This is a genomic window from Halococcus dombrowskii (assembly GCF_022870485.1).
Taxonomy (GTDB): domain Archaea; phylum Halobacteriota; class Halobacteria; order Halobacteriales; family Halococcaceae; genus Halococcus; species Halococcus morrhuae.
This window is the reverse complement of record NZ_CP095005.1, coordinates 1171195-1185254: the sequence shown is the minus strand read 5'-3', so window position 1 is coordinate 1185254 and position 14060 is coordinate 1171195. Positions and strand designations below refer to the sequence as shown.

General features: G+C 64.2%; 8 protein-coding genes. 4 read left to right on the top strand and 4 right to left on the bottom strand.

The annotated features are described in order from the left end of the window. Position 1: 1 nt before the first annotated feature. The 3 genes from cas8b to MUK72_RS06310 form a co-directional block, all read right to left on the bottom strand. Positions 2-2137 (bottom strand): type I-B CRISPR-associated protein Cas8b/Csh1, encoded by a 2136-nt coding sequence (cas8b, locus tag MUK72_RS06320; protein ID WP_244704922.1) that lies wholly within the window; start codon positions 2135-2137, stop codon positions 2-4. Next, complete coding sequence (cas6, locus tag MUK72_RS06315; RefSeq protein ID WP_244704920.1) at positions 2124-2939, bottom strand: CRISPR-associated endoribonuclease Cas6; 816 nt, start codon at positions 2937-2939, stop codon at positions 2124-2126. Before cas6 ends, cas8b begins: the two co-directional genes overlap by 14 nt. 174 nt (positions 2940-3113) lie before the next feature. Further along, positions 3114-4499, bottom strand: a complete 1386-nt coding sequence (locus MUK72_RS06310; RefSeq protein WP_244704918.1) for a glycine cleavage T C-terminal barrel domain-containing protein — start codon at positions 4497-4499, stop codon at positions 3114-3116. A 186-nt stretch (positions 4500-4685) separates the two neighbouring features. Between MUK72_RS06310 and MUK72_RS06305 the strand changes: the two genes are divergently transcribed. After that, positions 4686-6401 (top strand): formate--tetrahydrofolate ligase, encoded by a 1716-nt coding sequence (locus MUK72_RS06305; protein ID WP_244704916.1) that lies wholly within the window; start codon positions 4686-4688, stop codon positions 6399-6401. An 18-nt stretch (positions 6402-6419) separates the two neighbouring features. Here the strand turns inward: MUK72_RS06305 and MUK72_RS06300 are convergent, their stop codons facing one another. Continuing rightward, complete coding sequence (locus MUK72_RS06300; RefSeq protein WP_244704914.1) at positions 6420-7277, bottom strand: methylenetetrahydrofolate reductase; 858 nt, start codon at positions 7275-7277, stop codon at positions 6420-6422. A 264-nt stretch (positions 7278-7541) separates the two neighbouring features. Between MUK72_RS06300 and MUK72_RS06295 the strand changes: the two genes are divergently transcribed. From MUK72_RS06295 to ilvA, 3 genes are all read left to right on the top strand, one after another. After that, on the top strand, positions 7542-10115 hold the full coding sequence (locus MUK72_RS06295; RefSeq protein ID WP_244704911.1) for a GcvT family protein: 2574 nt from the start codon (positions 7542-7544) through the stop codon (positions 10113-10115). Positions 10116-10221: 106 nt separating this feature from the next. Further along, positions 10222-12726 carry a GcvT family protein gene (locus MUK72_RS06290; protein ID WP_244704908.1) on the top strand — a complete coding sequence of 835 codons (2505 nt, stop codon included), beginning with the start codon at positions 10222-10224 and terminating at the stop codon, positions 12724-12726. 4 nt (positions 12727-12730) lie between these two features. Continuing rightward, complete coding sequence (ilvA, locus tag MUK72_RS06285; protein WP_244704905.1) at positions 12731-13954, top strand: threonine ammonia-lyase; 1224 nt, start codon at positions 12731-12733, stop codon at positions 13952-13954. The last annotated feature ends 106 nt before the right edge of the window (positions 13955-14060 follow it).

The window sequence follows — 14060 nt, the reverse complement described above, 5'->3', positions numbered from 1 at the left end:
TTCAGGAATCCTCCTCAGTTTCGTCAGCGTCGTCGCTGCTCGGTTTGTAATCGTTCATGCCATACGTGACGCCCAACGCATAGTAAAATCGGAGATCGTCGGTGTCGAGCTTCCAGTCGTCCGGGTCCGGATTGAGGATCGTCTCACGGAGTCGCTCGACGATGTGTTCGGCCTTCGTGCCCGGATAGCCGGGCCCTTGTTTCTTCTCTTGGCGGGTGTAGGTGAGTGTCTTCCCGATGGTCTCCTGTGTGACTTTCTTGATCCGCGAGCCAGTGATGGACTTCACCGGGAACTGATCGACAAGCGTCGTCGAGCGTTCCTGATCGTATTCCTGGTAGCTTCCGATGTCGCCCACCAGCGCACCGAGCAGGAACGCACCGCGCCGCTGGTCGTTGAGCGACGAGTCGTCCTCATCATGGGCGAGCGCTGGCGTGTCTTCGATGAACGATTCGAGCTTCGTCGCGGGTGGGTAGCCACCGTCAGTTGCGAACATTTCTGTCTCTGTTTCCATCGTGTGTTTCTCGTAGGTAGGTTCTCTCGTGATCGGCTTCTTTTGGGGACCGGTCGTACTCAACAGGTCGAGTTCGTCGGTGGCAAGTGCACACAACTGGGCGAACTGGCTGGCGACGCGAAAGGACGGAAACCCCTCGATCTCCTCGTCGGTCTGCTCGGCCACGATGCGATCGACGTACTCCGAGAGCAGCGTCTCGACCGAGATCGCGTCGCCGCTCAGCACGGCGACCAGCGCCTCGATACGTGGATCGTCGGCGTCCGCATCGTCGTCATCGCGCTCGGCGAACGTCTGGTGGAAGTACCAGCCCGTCGAGACCGAATGAAGTTGCTTGTCGTTACCGGTGAGCAGACCCCAGTTGTCGTGGGTCGGTAGCGGTGCGGTCCACTCGGTCGTGGAGTTGAACGCAGCTGTGTCTCTGACGAGATGGTTGTGTACGCGGGCGAGTTCCGCTGGATAGAGCAATCGCCCGTTCAATGTCTCACCGAAGACGTCGTACCGCGACATCTGGTGGGGCATCACGGCCGAGACGTAGAACCGGAGTTTCGCGTTTCGGAAGTCCAAATCCATCATGCCATACGCTCGCTCGACCGGCGTCATGTCGTCGTCCTCCGTCTCGGCGGCGTACAGGAGCTTGTAGAGTTCCCGGGTGTCGGTCGCCGAAATCCGTCCCCACACGTACGGCAGGTAGTACACCTTCGCACCGAACGTTCGGTAGGTACACGCCTCGACGAACGTATCGGCGTTCATCACTGTCACGGCGGCGTCCTCGGCGATCGGATGGGTGCGCCACGCCTCCTCGATGTCGAGGCCGGGGAATTTCTCCAGCTGCTTGCCGAGGAAGTAGTTCTGCGGGTCCTCGGAGGTGCCGACCGTTCGGGCCGGCTCGCCGGTAACGAGGTCGGTCGCGTTCCCCGAGGAGTCGTCGGCCTTGTTCTTCGTGACGAGCTTCGAGAGCTTGCGCTGGCGCATCGCTTCCATGAACACGTCGAGCTCGCCCGGCCATCGATAGCCCTCGTCCTCGTCGAGTTGTACCTGCACGGTGAGCAACGCCGTCGTGGACTCGCCACCGAGCGCGGTTTTTAGCGCATCCTCGATCTCGTCGAGCACCGCCTCGTCTTCCCCCAGTTCGACGAGTCCGTCAATGATCGAGCCCTCGTCGTGGTTTTCGGCTGCTTCCTGAACCACGTCATCGGTCGCCCACTTCGTCAGCCGTTCCTTTGCGTAGCGGGCGAGCTTCTCGGGGTCGCTGTTCTGTCCGGATTGATGGGTGACGCTGTGGTCGATGCCGCGTGCGGCTGGGTACTTGCAGTGAGCGACATCCTGAACCTGGTCCTCGCTGTACCCCGTCACCCAGATTGGACCGTGCTCGTCCGCGGCCAGCCGCGGTTCGTCTTCAGAGAGGTCGACGCGAACCACGATGAGGCTGTCTCCAGTGTCCTCGAGATCGCTGGCCGCATCCGGCGTGAGATACGGTGCGTACTCACCGCCACCCGTCGTCGCGAGCGTGTAGAGCTTGCCGTAGAGATACTGGATGTCCCGCAGCGACCCAATTGGCGAGTCCGGAAGCTCTTCGGCGAGCTCGTCCTCGGGATACTTCTCACGGAATTCCTCAGGCGAAAGCATCCTGATCCTCCAGTTCGCTCTCGCCCGGTCGCGTGCGATCAGTGATGTTCATGAATCCGAACCCGAGCGAGTTGCGCTCGCCGATCCCGCAATCCAGCGCGAGATTCAGATGCCGGCGATGATGGTCATCGCGCACCCGGTAGCCCAGCCGCCACTTGCTCACGACGTAGGTCAGCTCCTCGCCCTCCGTCACCGTCACCGGGAGTGCGAACGTCTTGATGAGTTCGTAGGACTCGAACAGTTCGCCGTCGCGATCGCTCGGGCCGGGCAGATGATCGGGCGCGAACCGCCCGTGTTTCTTGTCGAGGTTCGCCACGATCTGATTGCGGAACGGCTCCATCGTCATCTCGGGTCGCCAGAACGTCGCGTTGTCGCCGTAGTCGCCCTCGATCCCGTACTCCTCGCGTCGCCACGGCGGAATCCGCACCACCACTCCTGTCCCGGTCTCGATGGTGCCCGAAGAGCCCGGCTCGCCGACGTCGGGCGCGAGCGCCGAGAGGTCCTCGACGTGGTAGGGCATCTCGCCGACGTTCAGCTCCGGCTCCGTCCGGAGATCACGCGCGACATGAGTCAGCAGCTCCTCGTGGGGCGAGGCGACCAACAGCGTGCGCTCGTCGCCTTCCTCCATATCGCCCGGCGGGAATGGGTTCGAGTAGGTGAACCCCGGCGGGTCGTTCCCGTCGTGGCGCTCCTCGAACTCGGTTCCCTCCAGCGCACGCCAGAGCCGCCCCCGGAGTTTGTGATGGTAGGCGTTGTCGTAGGCAGCGTCCGCGCGCACGCGCAATCTGGCTAACAACCGCACCCATATCCCCCCGATCGATATCTCCGAATCATGATCCGCCACCAGTCGGCATGGACCAGCATTGAATGGTGTCCGTAATAAAGGTATTCAGGCCATGGTGAAAGTGATCCACCATCCACTGAGGGTCGGCTGCAGGAAAACGTGGACGAAAAACGACGATCGCGCCGCGAACGGCTACTCGTCGGCCCGGCTGGCGTTCAGCTTGGCCTGCTCGCGCGCGCTCGGGTTCACCGACTCCTGGAACGGCACCTCGGAGACGGTCGCGTAGACCGGCTCGCCGGGTTCCTCGGCGTACTCGTCGGGGAGATGCACTTGGAACTCGATGTCGGCATCGGCATCGTAGATGCTGTCGTCGAGCGGTGCGTCAAGGTCACGCAGTTTTTCGGCCGGGACGTGCGCGAGCGCGATGTTGGTCTCCAGTTCGGGACTGTACCACGGCGAGGTGACGTAGCCACACTCCTCGCCCGTCTCGGGATCGGAGACGAGCCAGAAGTCGGGCGCGTAGTCCCGGATCGGCTCGCCGGCCATCTTCAGCCCGACCAGTTTGTGGGTGAACGGGTACTCGCCGTTCTCGACCTGTTCCTGCTGACGTTCGAGCGCTTCTTTCCCGATGTAGTCGACGTCGGTGTCGTCGGGCACCTGGTAGCCGAGGTTGACCTGGAACGGCGAGGTCTCGTGATCCATGTCCTGACCCCACGAGAGGATGCCCGCCGCGATCCGCCGGTGGTGGCCCGGCGCGATCTGCATCCCGCCATGGTCCTTCACGGTTTCGAGAACCGGATCCCAGACGGCCTCGGCGTTCTCCATCGCGTCCTTCACGTAGATCTCGAAGCCCTTCTCGCCGGAGAAACCCGTCTGGCTCACGAGCACGTCACAGCCGTTGACTTCGGCTTCCATCAGCCCGTAGTAGGGAATCTCAGAGACTTCCTCGCCGACGACCTCGACCATCACGTCCTCGGAGAGCGGCCCCTGGATCTGCATCGGCGCGACGTCGATCTCGTCGATCGCGACGTCGTAGTTCTCGCCGACGTTCACGCCCTGAAGCCACTGCATGAGGGTCGAGTCGGAGATCGAGAACCAGAACTCGTCGTCACCGGGGCGCAGCAACACCGGATCGTTCAGGATGCCGCCCTCCTCGTTACAGAGGATGACGTACTTGCCGTGCATCGCCTCGATTTCGGTCGCATCTCGGGTGATGACGCGGTTGACGAACGCCTCGGCGTCGGGCCCCGCGACGCGGATCTGGCGCTCGACGGCGACGTCCCACAGCGTGACCCGATTGACCAGGGCGTCGTACTCGGCCATCGTGCCGCCATCCTCGGGATCGACCAGCCCCCGGGGATGGTAGAGGCGGTTGTAGACCGTCGCGCGCCACGCACCCTCCTCGTCGAAGGACTTGTGGAAGAAGGGTGATTTGCGGACTCGCGTCGAGACCAGCATCTCGATTCCGGGGTCGCCCGACTGGCGCAGGTTTCGTGGCACCGTTCGATCCGACTGATCGACGCTCGGGTGATTCGGATGCTCCGCTCCGTCCGTTCTCGGTGGTTCGTTCTCGGACATCCCCTTTGGCTACGACCGACGGGTGCCTAAATCGACCAGTTAAACGAGACACCCATTTATGTTCGTGAACGATTCGCACCGCCTCGCCGGCCGGGATTTCGGGCTCGCACGCGCCATCGGGACCTAAAAGAGTAGCATGCACGGAACACGAACCTTGAAGCGACGGTCGGACGAACCCGAATCGACATGTCCCCATCCGAAGCGGACGGCCTGCCGACGGACTACGAGATCGCCCAGGACGTCGACACCGATCACATCACCGAGATCGTCGAACCGCTCGGGCTCGCCGCCGACGACCTCGAACTCCACGGCGACGACACGGCAAAGCTCACCTACAACGCCATCGAGAGACTCCGGGAATCGGATCGCGACGACGGTGACATCATCCTCGTCACCGGGATGACGCCGACGCCGATGGGCGAGGGGAAAACCGTCACCACGGTGGGACTGAGCCAGGCGTTCAACCAGCTCGACGAGAACGCGCTGGCGGCCATCCGCGAACCCTCGATCGGACCGGTCTTCGGCGTCAAGGGTGGTGCGGCCGGCGGCGGCTACTCCCAGGTACTGCCGATGGAGAAGATCAACCTCCACTTCACCGGCGATCTCCACGCGCTCACCTCGGCGCACAACCTGCTCTCGACGATGCTCGACAACCACATCAAGCAGGGCAACGAACTGGGGATCGCCGTCAACCGGGTCCAGTGGCCCCGTGCGATGGACATGAACGACCGCGTGCTCCGCGAGACGGTCGTGGGCCTCGGCGGCGAGGTCACAGGCGTCCCGCGCGAGGACGGGTTCATCCTCACCGCGGCCTCCGAGATGATGGCCGTACTCTGTCTCGCCGACGACCTCGCCGATCTCAAAGAACGCGTCGGCCGCATCATCGTCGCCTACGACGAGGACGGCGACCCGGTCACCGCCGACGACATCGAAGCCACGGGTGCAGTCACCATCCTGCTGAAGGACGCGCTCAAACCCAACATCGTCCAAACGGTCGAGGGAACGCCGGCGTTCGTTCACGGTGGTCCGTTCGCCAACATCGCCCACGGGACGAACTCGCTGATCGCCGACGACGCCGCCCGGAAGCTCTCGGACTACCTCATCACCGAGGCGGGCTTCGGCTCCGATCTGGGTGCCGAGAAGTTCATGGACGTCGTCTGCCGCCTGGGTGATATGGAGCCGGCGGCGATGACGCTCGTCGCGTCGGTCCGCGCGCTCAAATACCACGGCAAGGACATGTGGCCCGCAGATCTCGACGCACTCGACGAGCCCGACCCCGAAGCGGTCAAGGGCGGGCTCGAAAACCTCGACGCCCACGTCGAGAATCTCCGTGGGTTCGGCGTCCCGGTCGTCGTGGCGCTCAACCGCTTCCCCGGCGACACCGACGAGGAGGTCGACGTCGTGCTGGATCACTGCCGGGAGGAGCTCGGGATCGAGGCGGCCGAATCGACAGTGTTCGAGGAGGGCGGTGCGGGCGGGACCGATCTCGCCGAGAAGCTCATGACCGCCATCGAAACGAACGACGAGTCGTTCGACTATCTCTACGAGGCTGAGGCTCCGATCCAGGAGAAAATCGAGACGATCGCCACCGAGATCTACGGCGCGGAGTCGGTGTCCTTCCAGAGCGGTGCCCGCGACGATATCGAACGAATGAACGATCTCGGCTTCGACGACGTCCCGATCGTGATCTCGAAGACCTTCCACTCGCTCAGCGACGACGCCGAGAAGAAGGGCGTCCCGACCGGCTGGGAGCTCGAAATCCAAGAAGTCTACCCCTCCGCCGGCGCGGGCTTTCTCGTCGCCCTCACCAGCGACGTGCTGACGCTGCCGGGGCTCCCGTCCGACCCCGCCGCTGCCGACATGGATATCGATCCCGACGGGACGGTCTCGGGACTGTTCTGAAAAAGGCGATCGATCGCGTTATTCGTCGAGGACGCCGTAGCGCCACGACTCGGTGTCCTCGGTTCGGTTGAACGTGTAGACGTGCAATCCCTGAACGTCGTAGTCGGGATCGTCGGCGTACGGCGCGAGCCCCTCGACGAGATCGTCGGGCGTGTATCTGCCGCGCGAGCCGACGAGTTCGCGGACGAACCCCACCACTCCCGTGGTTTTCTTGAGGAACTTCACCGAGTCGCCGACGCCGACCTTCCGCGAGATGCTCAGCAGTTTGTCGTACTTCATCACGCCCGGAATTCCGACCTCGACGGGGAGCTCGACGCCCCTCTCTCTGACGTCCTCGACCCACTCGACGACGGCCTCGGGATCGTAACAGAGCTGCGTCACGATGTAGGTGGCGTGGGGCGCTTTCTTCGCCATCGCGTCGGCGAGCGTGTCGTCGTCGAGGAACTCGTGGCCCTCGGGATAGCCCGTGATGCCGATCTCCTCGAACCCGTGATCGAGTCCGTCGAGCGCGTCGAGAAGGGCATACGCCGAATCGAACTCGCCGATCGGCTCCTCACGGTCGCCGCCGGGAACGAAGATATCGATGACGCCAGCCTCGGCGAGCCGCCGAGCGATCTCGTCCAGGTGATCGACGTCGCGGACGTAGCGCGCGGCGATGTGTGGACTGACGTCGAACCCGCGGGCGGCGGCCGTTTCGGCCCACTCGACGGTCGCGTCGAGCCCCAGCTGTGGCGAGGTCGTGATGGCGATCGTCGCGCCCGCAGGAAGCTCATCCATCTCATCGGCGAAGCTGTCGAACGGCATCAGCTCGAAGCGCGGATCGTCGAGGAGTTGCGCGACGCCGTCGGTCTCTCCCGACTGGCGCGTCACCGACATGGCTCGTCCGTGCCTCCCGAAACCACGGAGTGCGTTTCGGACGCGTCTCGCACCGCCTCGAACGCGAACATTGTGAGAGAGTAGCAGTATCGGACGTTTAGCTCTTGGCCGGCACAACCGAACCGGTATAAGTCGGGGTTGGCAGTCGAATCACGCGATTCGTGCCGAACGCCGGAATTTGTCGTCGATCGGACGAGCCGGATAAACGGGAGTAGCAGTGAGGGCGAAGAATGAATAGCCACGGCCGAGATCGAAACGGCAGCCATGAGTCATGCCAACGGGCTGCCCGACGCGGCCGGAACCGTCGTCATCGGCGCGGGCATCGTCGGCTGTAGCACGGCCTACCATCTCGCCGACCTGGGTCGGGAGGACGTTTTAGTTCTCGATCGGGGCCCGCTGCCGACCACCGGCGGTTCCTCGACGCACGCACCGGGAATCATGTTCCAGACCGACGAGCCGAAGGTACTCTCGAAGTTCGCCACCTATAGTCGAGAACTGTATTCCGGTCTGGAACGCGACGACGGGAAAGCGATCTACAACGAGACCGGCGGGATCGAGGTCGCACGCAGCGACGAGCGGATGGACTACCTCCAACGGCGGGTCGAGTGGGCGAAGTCGTGGGGCGTGCCCGATCCACAACTTCTGAGTCCGGAAGAAGTCGCCGAAAAGCTCCCGCTCGTGGATCCCGACGCCATCCAGGGTGGATACTACTCGCCGACGGACGGACAGGCATCGGGCGTGCGTGCGTGTGCGGCGCTCGCCGTCGAGGCCGCGGAGATGGGTGCGCAGTTCGTCGGCCACACGAAAGTCGAGGACATCGAGGCCGACGGCGACGGAGTACAGGGGATCGTCACCGAGAACGGTCGCGTCGAGTGTGATGAGGTCGTGGTGGCGACCAACATCTGGGCGCGCCAGCTGAGCGAGAAACTCGACGTCCATCTCCCGGTCGCGCCGGTCGAACACCAGTATACGATGACCGAGCCGCTCGCCGAACTCGACGGGCGTGAACAGGACGTCACCGACGATCCGGTCTACGAGAACTACAAGTCGGTCTCCGGCGACAAAAGCGAGGTGCTGCTCCAGGATCCCGACCGGCCGATACTACGAGATCAGGACAACGCGATGTACTTCCGCACGCACGGGGATCGGTACGGGATCGGCTCGTACAACCACGAGCCGGTCGTACCCGATCCGGAGGATTTGGGTGGCAACGAGGAAGGCGGCAATCAGGCGTCGATCCACGAGTTCACCGAGGAATTCTTCGAGAACGCGACCCACCCCGATCGCCAGGAGAAGGCTCCCCGAACCGCGAGCGACGAACTCCTGCCGGCGACGGACGGGAAACATCTGGACTACAAGTACAACGGGATGTACTCGGCGTCGCCAAATGGAATGCCGACGATGGGGCCAGTCCAGGAGTGTCCGGGGCTCTGGACGGGACTCACGACGTGGATCACCCACGCCGGCGGGGCCGGCAAGGCGCTCGCTGAGTGGATGGAACGTGGAGTACCGCGACTGCCCGACGGCCCGATCGACCTCCGGAACTGCGACGTCAACCGGTTCGCGCCCCACGCGGGGAGCTGGGATTTCACGCGTGACCTCGCCGACGAGGAGTATCGCAATCTCTACAGCATCGTCCATCCGAAGTGGGTCCGAACCGAGTACCAGCGCGACATCAGGCGCACGCCGATCTATCACAGTCACCAGGATTTGGACGCCGAGCTGTGGGCCGAGGCCGGCTGGGAAGCCCCACAGTGGTTCGAATCCAACGAGGATCTCTTGGAGAGCTACGGCGAGCAGATCCCCGATCGCGAGGGATGGGAGGGCAAGTTCTGGTCGCCGCTCGAAGGCGCGGAGTCGCTCCACGTCCGCGAGGCCGTCGGGCTCCACGACATGACCTCGTTCAACAAGATGGAGCTCGTCGGGAGTCAGGCTCACGAGTTCCTCCAGCGCCTCTGTACGAACGACATGGACCTCGCCGTGGGGCAGATCCGCTACACCCTCATGTGCAACGAGGCCGGCGGCGTCCGTGCCGACATCACCGTGACCCGCGTCGACGAGCACCGATACCTGCTGCTCACGACCGGCCGCGAGGTCGGACAGAACCACCTCGCGTGGGTCCGCGAGCAGGCACCCGAGAGCGTAGTCGTCAACGACGTCACCTCCAGCCTGGCGGCGATGGTCTGTACGGGGCCGGATGCCCGAAACGTGCTCTCGAAGGTGATCGACGCCGACCTCTCGGATGAAAACTTCCCGTTCTACACGAGCCAGCAGACGTTCGTGGAGAACGTCCCCGTGACGGCGCTCAGACTCTCGTATGCCGGCGAGCTCGGCTGGGAGCTGTACACACCCTCGGAGTACGGCGAGACGCTCTGGGAGCACGTCATGGACGCGGGTGCGGAGTACGACATCAGGCCCTACGGCAACGGCGCGCTCGACTCGCTCCGCATCGAAAAAGGACTGAGACTTTGGGGCGAGGACCTTCACACCGAGCACGATCCCTACGAGGCCGGCCTCGGCTGGGCCGTCGATCTCGACACGGAGTTCATCGGCAAGGAAGCGGTCGCGGCGGCCGCCGAGGGCGACGTCGATCGGAAGGTGGCCTGTCTCACGCTCGACGATCCCGAACAGGTCGTGCTCGCCGACCGGCCCGTTCTCACATCCGATGGCGACGAAGTTCTCGGCTACGTCCACGCAGCCGAGTACGGCTACACCGTCGGAGCTTGCGTCGTCTACACCTACCTCCCGCCCGCATTCGCCGAGCCTGGAACCGATATCGAGGTGCTCTATGAAGGCGAGCGCTACGCCGCAACGGTGCGCGACGAGCCACTGTTGTAGCCGCGTTTATCGATTCCCCAACGATTCGTCGCCACACAGCGGACTACTAAACGGCTGTGGTAGTCCACCCCGTCTTTTAAACCCGCGACGGTGGAAGCCACACGGCATGAGCACAGGGACCACACCACCGGAGAGCGCGGGGACCGTCGTCGTCGGGGCGGGCTGCGTCGGCTGTTCGGCGGCCTACCATCTCGCCGAGCAGGGCCGCGAGGACGTCGTCGTCCTGGATCGGGGACCACTGTTCGAGACCGGTGGCTCGACCTCACACGCGCCCGGACTCGTCTATCAGACCAACGGCGGCAAACTGATGACGCAGTTGGCCGCGTACACGCGCGAGCTCTACACTGATCTCGACAGCTACCGGATGTCGGGCGGCATCGAGGTCGCCTATACCGAGGATCGCTGGAAGTTCCTCAAGCGAAAGCGCGAGTGGGGCCAGTCCTACGGACTCGACGGCGGCGAACTGCTCTCGCCGGCCGAGATCGAAGAGCGCGTCCCACAGATCGATTCGACCGTGATCCACGGTGGCTACTACCTCCCCACGGACGGCAAAGCCCACGCGGTCGATGCCTCGCGGAAAATGGCTGAACGCGCTCAGGAGGTAGGCCACGAGTTCTACGGCAACACGCTCGTCACGGACGTCGAGACGAGTGACGGGGCGGTCCAGGCGGTCGTCACCGAGAACGGTCGGATCGAATGCGACGAGCTGCTGGTGGCGACGAACATCTGGGGCCCACTCTTTGGAGATATGGTCGATACGGACATCCCGCTGGTCCCGTGTTCACATCAGTACCTCGTGAGCGAACCGCTCGACGAGCTGGTGGGAGCAGAGCGCGAGATCGAACAGCCGCTCCTCCGCCATCAGGATTACTCGGAGTATTTCCGCCAGCACGGCGACTCCTATGGCGTAGGGTCGTACAACCACGAACCGTTGCTCGTCGATCCCGAGGACATCTACGGGCCCGAGAAGCTCGACGATCTCGGACTGGAGTATCCCTCGCTCCGGGAATTTGCTGCCGAACACTTCTACGAGAACACTCATCCCGACCACGATAAATCGGCATACGACGCCGCACGCGAACTCGTACCGGCGTTCGACGGGGTCGAGTGGGAGACCGAGATGAACGGGATGTTCTGTTTCACCCCCGACGGAATGCCGATTCTCGGCCCGGACGAAGACACCGAGGGACTCTGGTGGTCGCTCGCCATCTGGGTCACCCAATCGGGCGGCGTCGGCAGCGTCATCGCCGAGTGGATGGACGAGGGCGTGCCCCGGCTCGACGGCGAGCGCGTCAACGCCGACCCCGCTCACATCAGTCGGTTCCAGCCCCATGCCGGCAGTAGAGAGTTTACCTACGGGCGGGGTGCCCAGCAGTATCAGGAGGTCTATCAGCTGATCCATCCGCGCGAACAGCCCGAAGACCAGCGCGCGCTCCGCCGAAGCCCGTTCTACGACCGGCAGGACGACCTCGGCGCGGAGTTCTACGACACCAACGGCTGGGAGGTGCCCCAGTGGTACGAGACGAACGAGTCCCTCCTGAGCGAGTACGAGGTGCCCGACAGACCCGACTGGCTCGCGCGAAACTGGTCGAAAGCACAGGGTGTCGAACACCAGGCCGTCCGCGATCGGGTGGCGATGTTCGACATGACCACCTTCACCGGCATCGAGATCGCCGGCGAGGGCACGATGGAGTTCCTCCAGGAGCTCTTGACCAACGACATGGACTGTTCGATCGGGCGGATGCGGTACGCGGCGATGTTGAACGAGGACGGCGGAATCCTCGCGGATCTGACCGTCGCGCGGCTCGATCGGGATCGGTATCTGCTGACCACGGGCGGCGGCAACTCCGCGACGCTTCACTCGCGGTGGATCCGCGAGCACGCGCCCGAATCGCTCTCGATCACCGTCCACGATTCGAGCCGCTCCGGAGTGGGGGTCTGGGGACCGGAAGCACGGGAACTGCTCGGGCCGCTCGTCGAGGCGGACCTCTCGAACGACGCCTTCCCGTTCTACGCGGTGCGCGAAACCTACCTGGAGAGCCTGCCGGTGACGATGCTCAGACTCTCGTACGCCGGCGAACTTGGCTGGGAGATCTACACACCGACCGAGTACGGTGCGCGGCTCTGGGACACCGTCTGGGAGGCGGGCCAGGAGCACGGGATCGTGCCGATGGGCTGGGAAGCACTCGCCTCGGCGAGTCTGGAGAAGGGCTATCGGCTCTGGGGTACGGACGTCACGCCCGAATACACGCCCGACGAGGCGGGTATCGGCTTCGCGGTCGATACCGATACCGAGTTCATCGGGAAGGACGCGCTGCTCGCGGCGCGCGAGGCGGGCGTCGACCGAAAGCTTACTCCGCTCACGCTCGATGCATCGGGAATGGTCGTTGATTCGGGTCATCCGATCCTCGACGGCGAGGACGTGATCGGCTACGGCTGTCGCGCCGGCTACGGCTACAGCATCGACGCGGGCATCGTCTACTCGTATCTGCCGACCGAGTACACCGACGCTGGCACGTCGCTCGACGTGCGCTACGAGGGCGAGCGCTACGCGGCGACGGTGCGCGACGAACCGCTGTTCGACCCCGAGATGGAACGGATGCGCGGGTAGTTCGATGAACGAGTTAGTCACCTTCGCCGATATCGAGGCGGCCCGCGAGCGTCTCGACGACGAGTCGGTCGTCAAACGAACCCCCGTCGAGCGGAGCACGTCACTCGGCGAGCTGACCGACAGCGAGGTCCACCTCAAGATGGAACATCTCCAGTGGACCGGCTCGTTCAAGACGCGGGGTGCGTACAACAAGATCGCACAGCTCGTCGAGGATGGGGGCACCGAGCGCGTGGTCGCCGCGAGCGCCGGCAACCACGCCCAGGGGGTCGCGCTCGCGGCGACGACGCTGGGCATCGACGCCACGATCGTGATGCCGAAGGCCGCCCCGCAGGCGAAAGTCGACGCGACGCGTGGCTACGGCGCGCGGGTCGAACTCGTCGGCCAGGACTTCCAGGCGGCAATGGACCACGCCCAGGGACTCGTCGACGACGAGGCGACCGCGTTCGTCCATGCCTACGACGACCCCGCAATCGTCGCCGGACAGGGGACGCTGGGGATCGAGATGTACGAGGACTGCAACGTCGATACGGTCATCGTCCCGATCGGCGGCGGCGGATTGATCTCGGGCATCGCGACCGCGATGAACGAGCTCTCGCCGGGGACGCGCGTCGTCGGCGTCCAGGCCGAAGGGGCCGCGACGGTGCCCGACAGCCTGGACAAGGGGATCCCCGTGACGCTCGATTCGGTCAACACCATCGCCGACGGGATCGCCACCGGCGGGATCTCGGAGCTCACGCTCTCGCTCATCGAGGAACACGTCGACGAAATTATTACGGTAACCGACGGCGAGATCGCCCGCGCGCTTCTCCTGCTCATGGAGCGTGCGAAACAGGTCGTCGAGGGGGCCGGCGCGGCGTCGGTCGCCGCCCTCCTGAGCGACGATCTCGACGTCGAGGGCGAGACGGTGTTCGCGCTGCTTTGCGGGGGGAACCTCGACATGACGATGCTGCGCACGGTGTTGATCCACGCGCTCACCGACCGCGAGCAGATCCTCCGCCTGCGCGTGCGCATCACCGACCGTCCCGGCGAGATGGGCACGGTGTCGAGCATCATCGCTGACCACGGCGCGAACATCCGGCACGTGCGCCACGATCGCTCGGTGCCCGAACTCGACGTCGGCGAGGCCTACCTCGTCTTCGAGATCGAGACCAGCGGCACCGGCCACGCGCGCACCGTCATCCGATCGATCCGCGATCGCGGCTACGAGGTCAGCCACGAGAACGCCTGATCCGTCGTAGCGATCGGCAGGAGGTCATTGCGGGAAATCGACGATTGATGATCGACGATCGACGAAAACAGAGTCGACGGAATCATATATCTCGTGGCCACTTACT

What these genes read in the sequence shown, in the direction of transcription:
- ilvA (WP_244704905.1), top strand. Translation starts at nt 12,731, where the DNA reads ATGAACGAGTTAGTCACCTTCGCCGATATCGAGGCGGCCCGCGAGCGT.
- MUK72_RS06310 (WP_244704918.1), bottom strand. Translation starts at nt 4,499, where the DNA reads ATGTCCGAGAACGAACCACCGAGAACGGACGGAGCGGAGCATCCGAAT.
- MUK72_RS06300 (WP_244704914.1), bottom strand. Translation starts at nt 7,277, where the DNA reads ATGTCGGTGACGCGCCAGTCGGGAGAGACCGACGGCGTCGCGCAACTC.
- MUK72_RS06290 (WP_244704908.1), top strand. Translation starts at nt 10,222, where the DNA reads ATGAGCACAGGGACCACACCACCGGAGAGCGCGGGGACCGTCGTCGTC.
- cas8b (WP_244704922.1), bottom strand. Translation starts at nt 2,137, where the DNA reads ATGCTTTCGCCTGAGGAATTCCGTGAGAAGTATCCCGAGGACGAGCTC.
- MUK72_RS06295 (WP_244704911.1), top strand. Translation starts at nt 7,542, where the DNA reads ATGAGTCATGCCAACGGGCTGCCCGACGCGGCCGGAACCGTCGTCATC.
- MUK72_RS06305 (WP_244704916.1), top strand. Translation starts at nt 4,686, where the DNA reads ATGTCCCCATCCGAAGCGGACGGCCTGCCGACGGACTACGAGATCGCC.